This is a genomic window from Acidovorax sp. LjRoot74 (assembly GCF_964254355.1).
Lineage (GTDB): Bacteria > Pseudomonadota > Gammaproteobacteria > Burkholderiales > Burkholderiaceae_C > Acidovorax.
In genome coordinates this window covers 4,831,593-4,844,997 of sequence record NZ_CAXUTI020000001.1, presented here as the reverse complement: position 1 = coordinate 4,844,997, position 13,405 = coordinate 4,831,593, and the positions used below count along the sequence as shown (strand labels likewise).

The following is a 13,405-nucleotide window of genomic DNA, read 5'->3' as shown; positions in this document are numbered from 1 at the left end:
ACGGTGTGTGTCGGTGCCATCCATCCCTAGAATCGCTGCCTCATGAACGTCACCTTGCCCGCCAACGTCTGCCCCCCGGCCTGCAGCAATTGCCGGTTGCGCAAGACCGGTGCCTTCACCGCCGTGAAGCCGGAGGTGCTGGACTTCATCCAGGGCTTTCGCAGCGAGAGCCTGGCGGTGGAGGCGGGCGGCGCGCTGGTGCGCGAGAACCAGACCAACGCCAAGCTGTTCACGCTGTATTCGGGCTGGGCGTTTCGCTACAAAACGCTGAGCGACGGGCGCCGCCAGATCCTCAACTTCTTGCTGCCCGGCGATCTGGTCGGGCTGCAGCAGGAGTTTGGCGAGGTGTCGGCCCACGGCATCGAGGCGCTGACCGACTGCGCGCTGTGCGTGTTCCAGAACGACAGCCTGTGGGCGCTGTTCCGCGAGCACCCACGCCTGGGCTACGACATCACCTGGCTGTCGGCGCACGAAGAGGGCCATGTGGACGACAACCTGCTCACTGCCGGCCGCCGCAACGCCACCGAGCGCGTGGCCATGCTGCTCATGCACCTGTACCGGCGGCTCGACCGCATCGGGCTGGTGGAGGAGGGCTCGGTGGCGTTCCCGCTCAACCAGCAGCACATTGCCGACGCGCTGGGGTTGTCGCTGGTGCACACCAACAAGACGCTGCGGCGCCTGGCCCTGCTGGGCCTGCACGAACTGAAGAACGGGCGGCTGCGCCTGCTCAACACCCGCGCGCTGGCACGCATTGCCGAGTACTACGACACGCCGCCCCGGCTGATGCCGCTGCTGTAGCGCGGTGGATGCGCAAGGGGTTTGGTCTAGTAGGTCCTTTGCGCCTGTCCCGTATGCGTGAATAGCTATGAATTGAATAGCATTTTGCGCCCTGTGGGCGGCAGCCGATAATCCACGCCATGCCCGCGCGCCGGGTTTTTCTGCCGCGCAAACCACCTCTTTTTCCATGACCCCAATCGACATCCTCATCATGGCGGCCGGCAAAGGCACGCGCATGAAAAGCCGCCTCCCCAAAGTGCTGCAGCGCCTGGCCGGGCGGCCCCTGCTGCACCACGTGCTGGACCAGGCTGCGCATCTGCAGGCCCGCAGCGCCATCGTCATCACGGGCCATGGTGCTACAGAAGTAGAAGCTGCTTGCGCAGGCGCAGCGAGCGCAGACGGCAGTTTTGACCTGAAATTTGTGCGCCAGGAACCCCAGCTGGGCACCGGCCATGCCGTGCAGCAAACCGTGCCCCACCTGCGTGACGACGGCACGGCCGTGGTGCTGTCGGGCGATGTGCCGCTGACGCACGCCGACACCCTGCGCGCCCTGGTGGCCGCGAGCGGAGGTGAACGGCTGGCACTGCTGGCGGTGACCCTGCCCGATCCCACGGGCTACGGCCGCATCGTGCGCAATGCCGACGGCGCCGTGCAAGGCATCGTCGAGCACAAGGACGCCACCGACGCCCAGCGCGCCATCACCGAGGTTTACAGCGGCATCATGGCGGTGCCCGCGCGGCTTATCATGCCCTGGCTGGCGCGGCTGACCAATAACAACGCCCAGGGCGAGTACTACCTGACCGACATCGTCGCCATGGCCGTGGCCGACGGCGTGCCCGTGGCGGCCCACCGCATCACCGACGCGCTGCAGGTGGCGGGCGTCAACAGCCCCCTGCAACTGGCCGAGCTGGAGCGCGCGCACCAGCTGCGCCAGGCCCGTGCGCTGATGGAGCAGGGCGTGCGCCTGGCCGACCCGGCGCGCTTTGACCTGCGCGACGACACCCGCACCGGGGTGCGTGGTGAATTGGTCTGCGGGCAGGACGTGGAGATTGACGTGAACTGCGTCTTTACCGGCCGGGTGGAGCTGGGCGAGGGGGTATCGATAGGTGCGAACTGCTGCATTGCCAACGCGCGCATCGCAGCGGGTGCGGTGATCCACCCCTACACCCACATCGACGGCGAAAAGGCCGGCGCCACGGTGGGCGAGGGCGCGTTGATTGGCCCCTTTGCCCGCCTGCGCCCCGGCGCGCAACTGGGCCGCGAAGTGCACATCGGCAACTTTGTGGAAGTGAAGAACAGCACACTGGCCGATGGCGCCAAGGCTAACCACCTGGCCTACCTGGGCGACGCCACGGTGGGCGAGCGTGTGAACTACGGCGCAGGCAGCATCACCGCCAACTACGACGGCGCCAACAAGCACCGCACGGTGATCGAGGCCGACGTGCACATCGGCAGCAACTGCGTGCTGGTGGCCCCCGTGACCATCGGCGCAGGCGGCACGGTGGGTGGTGGCAGCACCATCACCAAGAGCACGGCGCCCGGCGCGCTGAGCGTGGCGCGGGGCAAGCAGGTGAGCATTGCCAACTGGAGTCGCCCCGCCAAACAACCCAAGCCATGAACGAGTCGGGCACCGGCATCAATAACGAACTGCAGCAACTGCGCGCCGACTTGGCCCGCAGCCAGCAGCAGGTGGCCGACATGGCGGCTGCGCAAGAGGAGTTCTTGCGCGCCGTCTCGCACGACCTGCGCGCGCCGCTGCGGCATGTGACGTCATACGGCACGCTGGTGCGCGAGGTGCTGGGCGACTTGCCGCCCGAGGTGGTGCAGGGTGCTGAGGTGCAAGAGGCCCTGGGCTTCCTCGCCACCATGGACCAGTCGGCTCGGCGCATGGGGCTCATGATCGACGGGCTGCAAGCCCTGGTGCGCGCCAGCCGTGCCCCGTTGCGCCTGCAGCCTGTGCCGCTGGCCGATGCCATTGCCGAAGCGCGCACCACGCTGGCCCCGGCCGAAGTGGGGCGCGCTGTGGAGTGGCGCGTGGCTGCTGACCTGCCCACGCTGCAGGCTGACCCGGTGCTGCTGCAGGAGTTGCTGGTGCAGTTGCTGGGCAACGCCCTCAAGTTCACCCGCCCCGTGGCCCAGCCGTGCATCACGGTGGCGGCGGATGCAGCCTCAACGGGCCAGGTCGCCTTCACGGTGCAGGACAACGGCGTGGGCTTTGACCCGGCGCGCGCGGGCGGCTTGTTCGGCGTGTTCCAGCGCCTGCACCGCGAGGCAGAGTTCGAGGGCGTGGGCACGGGGCTGGCGCTGTGCCGTGCGATTGCCCAGCGCCATGGCGCCACGGTGGCGGCCACGGCGGCGCCGGGAGCGGGCTGCACGGTGCGGGTGGTGTGGCCTGTGGCTGACGGGGCTGCCCCAGCGCCGGGGGCGCTGTAGAAAAGCCTGCCTACACCGCTGGCGCCAGTGCGGGCTCGATGTAGCCCGACACGCGGTTGCGCCCCCCATGCTTGGCGGCATACAGCGCCGCGTCGGCTGCGTCGATCCAGGCGCGCAGGTTGCTGTGGCGGTGGTCAGCCGGGGCCACGCCAATGCTGCTGGTGATGCGCAGCTCGGGCAGGTGGCGCAGCCGCACGCATTCGGTCTGTTCGCGGATGCGCTGGGCAATAGCCAGCGCATCGCGGGCATGCATGCCGGGCAGCACGATGGCGAATTCATCGCCGCCAAAGCGCCCCGCGCAGTCGCCCGCGCGCACATGGCCGCGCACCACATGGGCCAGGGCGCGGATGACCTCATCGCCCACGGTGTGGCCATGCAGGTCGTTGATGCTCTTGAAATGGTCGATGTCCAGCATCAGCATGCAGGCGGGTTCGTCGGTGGTGTGGTGGCGGCGCAGCGCGGCTTCGGCCTGTTCCTGCCAGTGGCCCCGGCCGAACAGGCCGGTGAGCGCATCCACGCGCCGCAGTTCGTCGAGCATCTGGTTGTTGTGTGTGGCCTTGCGGATGAGGTGGTAGCTCACGACGCTGACGGACAGCGTGTGCAGCACCATCACGGGCAGGCAGGCCACCATCACCAGCATGGATGTCTGGGGCGCCCAGTGCATGCCCGTGAGCAGGGTGCTGGCAGCACCGGCCACCAGCATCACCACCAGGGCGCGAGCCCACAGCCCCCGGATGCCGGTGGTGATCTTGTCCACCAGCGTCAGGGTAACCAGCAGCACGCTGGGCAGCAGGTTGAAATGCATGAGCGGCACAAACGCGGCGGCCATGGCCGAGTCGATGAGCAGGTTGCGGGTTTCGGCGTGGTAGGGGTCGGCACTGCGCTGGGTGAGCAGGTAGGCCACATGGGGCCAGACAAACGCGGGCAGCGCCATGCACAGCCAGGCCAGGGCCGAGGCCTGGCGCTCCCACAGCACCACGCCCACCACCATGCCGCCCAGCCCCATGCCCAGTATGCGCAGCGGGTAGATGCGGCGGGGCATCTGGCGTCGGGAGGTTGGCATCGGTCTGCGGGTGGGCCCGGGCGTGCCGCCAGGGGATGCCTGGGGGCGCTTTCGCGGGCAAAGGTCAAAGATGCGGGGGAGCTTACAACGCACATCCGGGCGATGCCAGCAAGAAATGACCATCCGGGGCAGCGCCCTCCGGTGGGGCTCCAATCTATCAAATTTGATAGCAATCAGCGCTTGTCAATCGCGCGCAAGAGGCACTTTTGTGTCGAATTTTGCGCGCCGTGTGGCAAAGAAAGCCTTCACGTTGCGCACGTTGGCATCGCCGGTGAACAGCCGCTGCGACAGCGCGAGGTATCCCGGCATGTCGCGCGTGTGCACCACCAGCACAAAGTCCGGGCCCGGCGACACGCGCCAGCATTGCTGCACGGCGTCGTCGGCCGCCGCGCGCGCCTCGAAGGCGTCCAGCTGCTCGGCGCCCTGGCGGTCCAGCGACACTTCGACGATGCAGGCCAGGCCATGGCCCTGGATAGCGGCTAGCCGGTCCGGCTGCAGGATGGCCACCTGCCGCTCGATCAGCCCCGCATCCTGCAGGCGCTTGACGCGGCGCAGGCAGGTGGGGGGCGACACATGCACCTGCTCGGCCAGCGCCTGGTTGCTTTGTGCGGCATCGGTCTGCAGCAGGTTGAGCAGCTGGAGGTCGATGGCGTCGAGTGTGATTTGTTCCGACATTTCTGATTTTATGAACTTAAATTTCATTCGATGTGAATGGTGAAATTTAAATTCAAATTTACGCAAATATAAATCAAACATTTCTTTTTGGGCTGCATACGATCACCCCATCGTTTTCACACCAAGGCAACCACCATGTGCGGCATCGTCGGCGCAGTCTCCACGCGCAACATCGTTCCCATCCTCGTGCAGGGCCTGCAGCGGCTGGAGTACCGGGGGTATGACTCCTGCGGCGTGGCCGTGCACGGCGCCAGCATCGACGCATCGCGCCACGGCACCGAGCGCGGGGGGCTGCAGCGCGCCCGCAGCACCGCCCGCGTGGCCGAACTGCTGGAGCAGGTGCAGGCCGAGCATGTCGATGGCGCCACCGGCATCGCCCACACCCGCTGGGCCACCCATGGCGCCCCAGCCGTTCACAACGCCCACCCGCACTTCAGTCATGGCCTGGGCGCAGACGCCGCCGCCCGGCAGGCGGGCCGCGTGGCCCTGGTGCACAACGGCATCATTGAAAACCACGAAGAGCTGCGCCGCGCTTTGCAGGCACGCGGCTACGTGTTTGCCAGCCAGACCGACACCGAGGTCATCGCCCACCTGGTGGACAGCCACTACAGCGGCGACCTGTTCGAGGCCGTGCAGGCCACGGTGGCTGAGCTGCACGGTGCCTACGCCATCGCCGTGATCCACAAGGACGAACCCCACCGCGTGGTGGGCGCGCGTGCAGGGTCGCCACTGATTCTGGGTGTGGGCAAGGACGCTGCGGGCAGCGCGGCGGCGTCGTCGTCGCGCGAGCACTTTCTGGCCAGCGACGCCATGGCCCTGGCGGGCGTGACGGACCAGATCGTCTACCTGGAAGAGGGCGACCTGGTAGACCTGCAACTGGGCCGTTACTGGATCGTGGGCCAGGATGGCGCCGCGCTGACCACTGCGCAGCGCCCCGTGCGCACCGTGCTGGCCCACAGCGGCGCGGCCGAGCTGGGCCCCTACCGCCACTACATGCAAAAGGAAATCTTCGAGCAGCCGCGCGCGATTGCCGACACGCTCGAAGGTGTGGAAGGCATCGTGCCCGAGCTGTTCGACGGCGCGGGCCAACACGGCCAGCCCGGCGCGGCCGCCTGGCGCGTGTTCAAGGAGATCGACAACGTCCTCATCCTGGCCTGCGGCACCAGCTACTACAGCGGCTGCACCGCCAAATACTGGCTCGAAGAAATCGCGGGCATTCCCACCCAGGTCGAGGTGGCCAGCGAGTACCGCTACCGCACCAGCGTGCCCAACCCGCGCACCCTGGTCGTCACCATCACCCAGAGCGGCGAAACCGCCGACACGCTGGCCGCGCTGCGCCACGCACAGAGTTTGGGCATGCAGCACACGCTGACCATCTGCAACGTGGCCACCAGCGCCATGGTGCGCGAATGCAAGCTGGCCTACATCACCCGCGCAGGTGTCGAGATCGGCGTGGCCAGTACCAAGGCCTTCACCACGCAGCTCGCTGGCCTCTTCTTGCTGACGTTGGCCCTGGCGCAAAGCAAAGGCCGCCTCTCTGAAGCGCAGGAAGCCGCCCACCTCAAGGCCATGCGCCACCTGCCCGTGGCCCTGCAGGCCGTGCTTGCGCTCGAACCCCAGCTCATCAGCTGGGCCGAAGACTTTGCGCGCATGGAAAACGCACTCTTCCTGGGCCGAGGCCTGCACTACCCCATCGCGCTGGAAGGCGCCTTGAAGCTCAAGGAAATCAGCTACATCCACGCCGAGGCCTACCCGGCGGGCGAACTCAAGCACGGCCCCCTGGCCCTGGTGACCAGCGCCATGCCGGTGGTCACCGTCGCGCCCAACGACGCGCTATTGGAAAAGCTCAAGAGCAACATGCAGGAAGTCCGCGCCCGCGCAGGCGTGCTGTACGTGCTGGCCGACGGCGACACCCACATCGAAAGCAGCGAAGGCATCCACGTGATCCGCATGCCCGAGCACTACGGCGCACTCAGCCCGCTGCTGCACGTGGTGCCGCTGCAGCTGCTGGCGTACCACACGGCGTGTGCTCGGGGGACGGATGTAGATAAGCCCCGGAACCTGGCGAAGTCAGTGACTGTGGAGTGAGGCTGGGGGGGGGCGGGAGGCTATCCTTAATTGACTAAAGTTATGGACTTTTTCATGTATAAAAATTAGATTTCAACAATTATTTTTCGATTGTGGGAATTTTCTACAAATTTGACTCATGCACTGTGGGTCGTAAAGATAGCTCTGCAGCCTGTAGATAAAGCCCCAAGGGTACCTGTCACCGGAAGCGGTTCGGACGGACGCATGAACGACAAGGAGTCGTGAATCCACGCACTACCTCGGGCTCAACAGGCTGGACGTCAAACCACACGTTCCTGAATTTGGCAAGCGTTCGCGCACCGCCATGAAGTCGGCCGAGGTCTTCACCCCCGAAGCAAAGAAGTTAATCCGGGTAATTAAAGTCGTAAACTCGCAAATAAAGTCGTAAACAGACTTCTAGCATTCATGCGGGTTTGCGGGGCGGTTATTTGTAACTGTAAAGTCGTAAACTCGAATTCAACGGGTAAAGAAGACCTATAAATGTGAACTTGGACTAGAGCTGAACTGGACTTGTTGCTATACAAAAAAGAGCGCTCAAGATGAGCGCTCTTTTTTTTGGGGATTTTGCGAGGAGTCTTGCGTTCTAAGCAGGCGTTAGATGTCGAGAGACTGCAAGAGGCTGATTGCGGACGCTCGCTTCATTCGCGCGAATGGGTAGCCTTGGCGTTGGTTTGCGATCGCATGGCACTGCACACAGAGCATCCAAGCGTTCTTGTAGGTCACCTACAAAATGAAGCGCTTCATTGGTCGCCCTTTCGAGCGGAGTAAAACCCGACGTGCTCGGCTGCATGCCGAAGATGCAGGCCCAGGCCGCAGCTTTTCTCTGCCCCCACGGAACAGCTGGGCAGCGAGTGCACCAAAAAAGGCGATGGAGAAGTTGGTCGATTTCCGTGTAGCGGTTGCGCATGACTGGGGGAAATCACAGCATCCAGACTTCTCTATAGCTCGAACAGCCGGTCTACTGCGTCGGCTTGGATATGTGTTGTGCAGAAAAATTGCTTGCATCCCAATTTGGGATGTGTAAAATTCATCCCAACCAGGGATTAATGATGCAGATCTTCGGCAAATCCAGACTTGAAAGTTTTGCGCAAGAGCACGAAGACTCGCGTGTTCCCTTGGGTGTGTGGCAGCTGGAAGCTGAGGAGGCTCAGTGGAGTTGTCCCGAAGAGGTTCAGGCAAGGTATGCCAACGCCGTCGTCCAGCCAGACCGCGTCATTTTCGATATCAAGAGTCTGTACAAGATTCACGTGAAAGCCAGATTTAACCAAGGGGTGCTGTTGATTGACAAGGTGTGGGCGATCGCCACACCCAAACCGGCGGGACGTGCCAGCCGTAGTGTCGCCATCAGGAGCAAAGCATGATTCAAACCGTTCGTGTACTGAAGAGCGAGCAAGATCTTGAGAATGCGCTCAGCCGTTTGGGTGAGTTAATGGACCAGGAGTTTCAGCCAGGCTCAGAGGAAGAGGCTGAATTTGATTTGCTGAAACTGGTTATCGACAGCTATGAATCCAAGCGGTTTAGCAGCCCAACCGTGACCCCTTTGCAAGCCATCGAGTTCCGGATGGAACAGCAGGGACTAAGCCGCAAGGATCTCGAACAATTCATTGGATCCCAATCCAAGGTTTCTGAAGTGCTCGCAGGCAAACGCCCTCTGAGTTTGCAGATGATCCGTCAGCTTCATAAAGGACTCGGCATCCCGGCCAAAGCGCTGCTCGTCTCAGCTGACGAAGCTGAAGTCGATGTGACGGATGAGGAAACGTACGCTTATGAGAAGTTTCCGCTGAAAGAGATGCGTCAGCGAGGTCTATTGGATAGCGATGAGAGCGACAAAGCACGTGACCAAGTGCGCGCTTTTCTCCAGCGCATCGCTCAGTTGGATGTTGAACCCGCATTGTTGCGTGCACCACTCCACCAAAGTGGCGCACGCATCATGGACACGTACGCGCTCCTGATCTGGCGTGCTGTGGTCGTCGACAAGGCGCATCGCAACCCTCCATTGGGAATCTACAGAAAGGGCTCAATCACAACGACTTGGCTGCGCGACTTGGCGAAGCTCTCATGCTTTGATCGAGGGCCTCAGTTGGCTCAGGAGTACCTGAGCCAGCACGGCATCTGCTTGGTGATCGAAGCTCCCTTCAAGAAGACCTACCTTGATGGCTGCGCGATGCTCGACGGAGACCGCCCGATTGTGGGGCTGACCCTTCGCCACGACCGAATCGACAATTTCTGGTTCGCGTTGTTACACGAAATGGTCCACGTGCAAAGGCACTTGACCGTCGATTGCCGCTTCATCGCTGACAACCTAGATGACAAGGGACGCATTGGACAGGCACAGGAGGACGAGGCCGATGCTGGCGCGCGCGACGCACTGATCCCACCAGAGCTCTGGGCCGCAGCGGTGGTGCGTGACACCCACGACGCGGAGGATGCGCGAGCTCTGGCCCGACAAGCAGGAGTGCACCCGGCCATCGTGGCGGGACGCGTGCGTCATGAAACAGGCAACTGGCGCCTGCTCAGCAGTTTGATCAGCGAGGCAGGTTCAGTGAAGGCGTGTTTTTCGGAGTAACGCGATGAATGCGTCAACCGATTTCAATCAACGACAGGAGGGCCGAATGACCAACCAGAAATAAAAAGCGACCGAATACCTAAGCACTCGGTCGCGGGGTGACGAGCTTGTGACTCGCCGGATTGGCGTCTGCGATTGTCCATAGCCCGTTACTCCCAGTCAAGCGCTATTGGTACCGGCCAGGTCAGCCGGTAGAGCTGCGGCATGCCTATTCGGCGCCAAAGCGCATCCCAATACTCAACTGTGGAATTCACCATGAGTAACGAAAACTTGAACGAACGCGGCCGCGACGACGACAAAGGCGGCAAGGACAAAGACGACAAACTCGTCACCATCTACATTGAAACGAAGCCTCACCGCTGGCCGAAAAACGAGCCAATCTCGTTTGCGCAAGTGGTGCAGCTGGAAGTTCCGGGCTACACCCCCCAGTCGAACATCACCTACTCGGTGAAATGGACCAGGGGCAACGGCGACAAACCCGAAGGCATTCTGGTCCCTGGCGCTTCAGTGAAGGTGAAAGATGGCATCCGATTCACAGTTTCGGAAACTGGTCAGTCGTAACCAGGACATCGCCAAGCTGGTCGAGAAGGGTTATGCAGTCACTTTCGATAGTGGCTGGATGATCCTGCGGGACATCCCGTATCTCGACCAGCATCGCGAGCTGCACTGGGGCGCAATTGCCACCAAGCTGGTGCCCGTTGACGGCGCCGGCCTGGTGACCCAGGAAGACCACACCGTTCTATTCGCAGGGGCCCACCCCTGTGGGTTGGATGGTCTGACGATTCCAGCGATCGACGCTGGAAAGCATGAACTACAGCTCTCCAGCGCATGCGCTGATGTCGTAGTACAGCGCCGCTTTTCCAACAAACCGATTGTGGGAGGTATTCCTCAGGGTTTTGCCAATTTCTTTGACAAGATCGAAAGCTACGTGGGGATCATTGCCGGACCGGCGATGGAGGTCTATTCCGAAAGGGCAAAGCCTTTGACGTTCAGGTCCGTGGAGGACGCGCCAGAGCCCTCCGTGTTTTACTATCAAGACAGCCTGACCTCCAAGGCGGAAATCTCCGATCTTTCTAACAAGCTGCAGGATGACATCATTGCCATCATCGGCTTGGGAGGGACCGGTGCTTACACCTTGGACTACATGGTCAAGACGCCGGTGCGTGAAATACGTGGATTCGATGGCGACGACTTTCATGTCCACAATGCCTATCGCTCCCCGGGTCTGTTGACGCCGACCGAAAACTGAGCCACTTTTTGGTGTGATGCCGACCTAAAACTGAGCCAGGTGTTTTACCTACCCTGCTGTTTTGTGCAGCAAGGGAATGAAGAGGGTGATCACCATGGACATGATTGGCAAGATACGGCGGATGCACCGCCGGGACAAGAAGACGAAGCGGGAGATATCGAGGGCCACGGGCCTGTCGCGCAACACGGTGGCCAAGTGGCTGGACGAGGCGCAGCCGGTCGAGCCCAAGTACCGCCGGGAGGCGGCGAAGGCGACCAAGCTGTCGGCGCACGAGGCGGAGCTCAAGCAAGCCTTGAAGGCCGATGCCAAGCGGCCCAAGAAGGAGCGGCGCACGGCCAAGGCCTTGTTCACGCAGATCAAGGCAGCGGGCTACGAAGGTGGCTACACGCGGGTGACGGACTTCATCCGCAAGTGGCGCCAAGGTGAAGGCCAACAGGCGGCCTGCAAGGCCTTCGTGCCATTGACCTTCGAGCTTGGCGAGGCCTTCCAGTTCGACTGGAGCGAAGACGGCTTGCTGGTGGGCGGGGTGTACTACCGCATGCAGGTCTCGCACATGAAGCTGTGTGCTAGTGGGGCCTTCTGGCTGGTGGCCTACCCCAGCCAAGGCCACGAGATGCTGTTCGATGCGCACACCCGCAGCTTTGCAGCGCTGGGTGGCGTGGCACGCCGTGGCATCTACGACAACATGAAGACGGCGGTCGACAAAGTCAAGAAGGGCAAAGGCCGCGTGGTCAATGCGCGCTTTGCAGCCATGTGCGCGCACTATCTGTTCGACCCTGATTTTTGCAACCGTGCCAGCGGCTGGGAGAAGGGGCGCGTGGAGAAGGATGTGCAAGACAGCCGCCGTCGCATCTGGGTGGAGGCGGGGCAATGGCGCTTTGGCAGCTTTACCGAGCTCAATGCGTGGCTGGGCGAGCGCTGCCGGGCTCTGTGGCGAGAGCTGCGCCACCCGCAGCACAAAGCGTTCAGCATCGCCGAGATGCTGGAGCTGGAGCAAAGCCACCTGATGCCGATGCCGGTGGCCTTTGATGGCTATGTTGAGAACCCGGCCAAGGTGAGCAGCACCTGCCTGGTGACGGTGGCGCGCAACCGCTACTCGGTGCCCTGCGAATGGGCGGGGCAAATCGTCAGCACACACCTGTACCCGGCGCAGATCGTGGTGGTGGCCGGCGATGCTATGGTGGCCACGCACGAGCGCCTGAGCGATCGCAACCAGACCCGCTACGACTGGCAGCATTACGTGCCGCTGATCGAGCGCAAGCCGGGCGCGCTGCGCAACGGCGCGCCCTTTGCAGACCTGCCCGAGCCATTGCAGCGCATGCGCAAAGGCTTGCTGCACCAGGAGGGCGGCGACAGGGTGATGGCGCAGGTACTGGCCGAGGTGCCCAAGCAAGGGCTGGACGCCGTGCTGGTGGCGGTGGAGTTGGCCCTGGAGAGTGCGCCGCCATCGGGGCGGGTGAGCACCGAGCACGTCATCAACGTGCTCGGCCGCCTGCAAGCGCAGCCCCTGCCCGAGACGGTTGCGACCAACCTGCAAGTGAGCCAGACACCCCTGGCCGACACGGCGCGCTATGACAGCCTGCGCGCTGGCAGCGACATGCAGGAGGCCGATCATGCGTGAGCTGGGCAAGGAGTTCAAAGAGATGCGCCTGTACGGCATGGCCGGGGCCTGGGAGGACTTGGTCAAGCAAGGCGGCCACACCACGCTGGAGAGCTCGCGCTGGCTGCTGGAGCACCTGCTGCAAGCGGAAGTCACGGACAGGGCCATGCGCTCAGTGAGCTACCAGATGCACACGGCGAAGTTCCCCGTGCACCGCGACCTGGCGGGCTTCGACTTCGAATGCTCGCCCGTGGACAGAAAGCTCATCGAGCAGTTGGCCAGCATGGCGTTCACCGAGCAGGCGCACAACGTGGTGCTGGTGGGTGGCCCCGGCACGGGCAAGACGCATCTGGCCACGGCCATCGGCGTGGCGGGCATCGCGCGCCATGGCTCACGCGTGCGGTTTTACTCCACGGTGGATCTGGTCAACGCACTGGAGCAGGAGAAGGCCCAAGGCAAGGCAGGCCGCATCGCAGCGAGCTTGCAGCGCATGGACCTGGTCATCCTTGATGAGCTGGGCTACCTGCCCTTCAGCCAGGCAGGCGGCGCCTTGCTGTTCCACCTGCTGAGCAAGCTCTACGAGCAGACCAGCGTGATGATCACCACCAACCTGGACTTCAAGGAATGGTCCAGCGTGTTCGGCGACGCCAAGATGACCACGGCACTGCTGGATCGACTCACGCACCACTGCCACATCGTCGAGACGGGCAACGAGTCCCACAGGTTCATGCACAGCACAGCCGTGGCCAAGAAACGCATCAAGGCACGCGAACAGGCCAAGAAGGCTGAGCCGTTCTGAGCGGCTCAAGGGCAAGCCGCTACGGGCTTCGCCCTGCGCGGCTTACCCTCAACGGACGACCACCGAGCTCGATCACCAAGGAGACCAAAACCGACCCAAGGCACTACACTTATCCACAGCCGACCTTCACAGGTTGGCCATTAGCCCTGGCTCAA

Annotated in this window: 12 protein-coding genes; 10 read left to right on the top strand and 2 right to left on the bottom strand. The window is 63.0% G+C overall.

Going from position 1 to position 13,405, the window contains the following annotated elements; translation table 11 throughout:
- The first annotated feature begins 42 nt into the window (after positions 1–42).
- The 3 genes from ACSQ3O_RS22995 (at position 43) to ACSQ3O_RS22985 (ending at position 3,210) form a co-directional block, all read left to right on the top strand.
- Positions 43–798, top strand: coding sequence for a Crp/Fnr family transcriptional regulator (locus ACSQ3O_RS22995; RefSeq protein WP_436140594.1), 756 nt, complete (start codon positions 43–45; stop codon positions 796–798).
- 166 nt (positions 799–964) lie between these two features.
- Positions 965–2,395: a bifunctional UDP-N-acetylglucosamine diphosphorylase/glucosamine-1-phosphate N-acetyltransferase GlmU gene (gene glmU / locus ACSQ3O_RS22990; protein WP_436140593.1), complete on the top strand. Its 1,431-nt coding sequence runs from the start codon at positions 965–967 to the stop codon at positions 2,393–2,395.
- Positions 2,392–3,210, top strand: coding sequence for a sensor histidine kinase (locus ACSQ3O_RS22985; protein ID WP_436140592.1), 819 nt, complete (start codon positions 2,392–2,394; stop codon positions 3,208–3,210). The genes glmU and ACSQ3O_RS22985 overlap by 4 nt, the downstream gene beginning before the upstream one ends.
- A 10-nt stretch (positions 3,211–3,220) precedes the next feature.
- Here ACSQ3O_RS22985 and ACSQ3O_RS22980 read toward each other — a convergent pair whose 3' ends face one another.
- On the bottom strand, positions 3,221–4,273 hold the full coding sequence (locus ACSQ3O_RS22980; protein WP_436140591.1) for a diguanylate cyclase: 1,053 nt from the start codon (positions 4,271–4,273) through the stop codon (positions 3,221–3,223).
- Positions 4,274–4,456: 183 nt separating this feature from the next.
- Positions 4,457–4,948, bottom strand: a complete 492-nt coding sequence (locus ACSQ3O_RS22975; RefSeq protein WP_436140590.1) for an Lrp/AsnC family transcriptional regulator — start codon at positions 4,946–4,948, stop codon at positions 4,457–4,459.
- A 135-nt stretch (positions 4,949–5,083) separates the two neighbouring features.
- Between ACSQ3O_RS22975 and glmS the strand changes: the two genes are divergently transcribed.
- From glmS to istB, 7 genes are all read left to right on the top strand, one after another.
- Complete coding sequence (gene glmS, locus ACSQ3O_RS22970; RefSeq protein WP_137747720.1) at positions 5,084–7,036, top strand: glutamine--fructose-6-phosphate transaminase (isomerizing); 1,953 nt, start codon at positions 5,084–5,086, stop codon at positions 7,034–7,036.
- 1,049 nt (positions 7,037–8,085) lie between these two features.
- Positions 8,086–8,397, top strand: a complete 312-nt coding sequence (locus ACSQ3O_RS22965; protein ID WP_436140589.1) for a type II toxin-antitoxin system HigB family toxin — start codon at positions 8,086–8,088, stop codon at positions 8,395–8,397.
- A complete protein-coding gene (locus tag ACSQ3O_RS22960; RefSeq protein ID WP_436140588.1) occupies positions 8,394–9,602 on the top strand; it encodes a helix-turn-helix domain-containing protein in 1,209 nt (402 codons plus the stop codon). Before ACSQ3O_RS22965 ends, ACSQ3O_RS22960 begins: the two co-directional genes overlap by 4 nt.
- 255 nt (positions 9,603–9,857) lie before the next feature.
- On the top strand, positions 9,858–10,163 hold the full coding sequence (locus ACSQ3O_RS22955) for a multiubiquitin domain-containing protein (protein ID WP_436140587.1): 306 nt from the start codon (positions 9,858–9,860) through the stop codon (positions 10,161–10,163).
- Positions 10,123–10,851 (top strand): DUF6791 domain-containing protein, encoded by a 729-nt coding sequence (locus tag ACSQ3O_RS22950; RefSeq protein WP_436140586.1) that lies wholly within the window; start codon positions 10,123–10,125, stop codon positions 10,849–10,851. The genes ACSQ3O_RS22955 and ACSQ3O_RS22950 overlap by 41 nt, the downstream gene beginning before the upstream one ends.
- A gap of 94 nt (positions 10,852–10,945) precedes the next feature.
- Positions 10,946–12,472: an IS21 family transposase gene (gene istA, locus ACSQ3O_RS22945; protein WP_436140585.1), complete on the top strand. Its 1,527-nt coding sequence runs from the start codon at positions 10,946–10,948 to the stop codon at positions 12,470–12,472.
- On the top strand, positions 12,465–13,250 hold the full coding sequence (gene istB / locus ACSQ3O_RS22940) for an IS21-like element helper ATPase IstB (RefSeq protein WP_436140584.1): 786 nt from the start codon (positions 12,465–12,467) through the stop codon (positions 13,248–13,250). Before istA ends, istB begins: the two co-directional genes overlap by 8 nt.
- Positions 13,251–13,405 lie beyond the last annotated feature (155 nt).

Bases quoted from the DNA above. Each gene is read 5' to 3' on its own strand.
- ACSQ3O_RS22995 (WP_436140594.1), top strand. From the start codon at position 43: ATGAACGTCACCTTGCCCGCCAACGTCTGCCCCCCGGCCTGCAGCAAT.
- glmU (WP_436140593.1), top strand. From the start codon at position 965: ATGACCCCAATCGACATCCTCATCATGGCGGCCGGCAAAGGCACGCGC.
- ACSQ3O_RS22985 (WP_436140592.1), top strand. From the start codon at position 2,392: ATGAACGAGTCGGGCACCGGCATCAATAACGAACTGCAGCAACTGCGC.
- ACSQ3O_RS22980 (WP_436140591.1), bottom strand. From the start codon at position 4,273: ATGCCAACCTCCCGACGCCAGATGCCCCGCCGCATCTACCCGCTGCGC.
- ACSQ3O_RS22975 (WP_436140590.1), bottom strand. From the start codon at position 4,948: ATGTCGGAACAAATCACACTCGACGCCATCGACCTCCAGCTGCTCAAC.
- glmS (WP_137747720.1), top strand. From the start codon at position 5,084: ATGTGCGGCATCGTCGGCGCAGTCTCCACGCGCAACATCGTTCCCATC.
- ACSQ3O_RS22965 (WP_436140589.1), top strand. From the start codon at position 8,086: ATGCAGATCTTCGGCAAATCCAGACTTGAAAGTTTTGCGCAAGAGCAC.
- ACSQ3O_RS22960 (WP_436140588.1), top strand. From the start codon at position 8,394: ATGATTCAAACCGTTCGTGTACTGAAGAGCGAGCAAGATCTTGAGAAT.
- ACSQ3O_RS22955 (WP_436140587.1), top strand. From the start codon at position 9,858: ATGAGTAACGAAAACTTGAACGAACGCGGCCGCGACGACGACAAAGGC.
- ACSQ3O_RS22950 (WP_436140586.1), top strand. From the start codon at position 10,123: ATGGCATCCGATTCACAGTTTCGGAAACTGGTCAGTCGTAACCAGGAC.
- istA (WP_436140585.1), top strand. From the start codon at position 10,946: ATGGACATGATTGGCAAGATACGGCGGATGCACCGCCGGGACAAGAAG.
- istB (WP_436140584.1), top strand. From the start codon at position 12,465: ATGCGTGAGCTGGGCAAGGAGTTCAAAGAGATGCGCCTGTACGGCATG.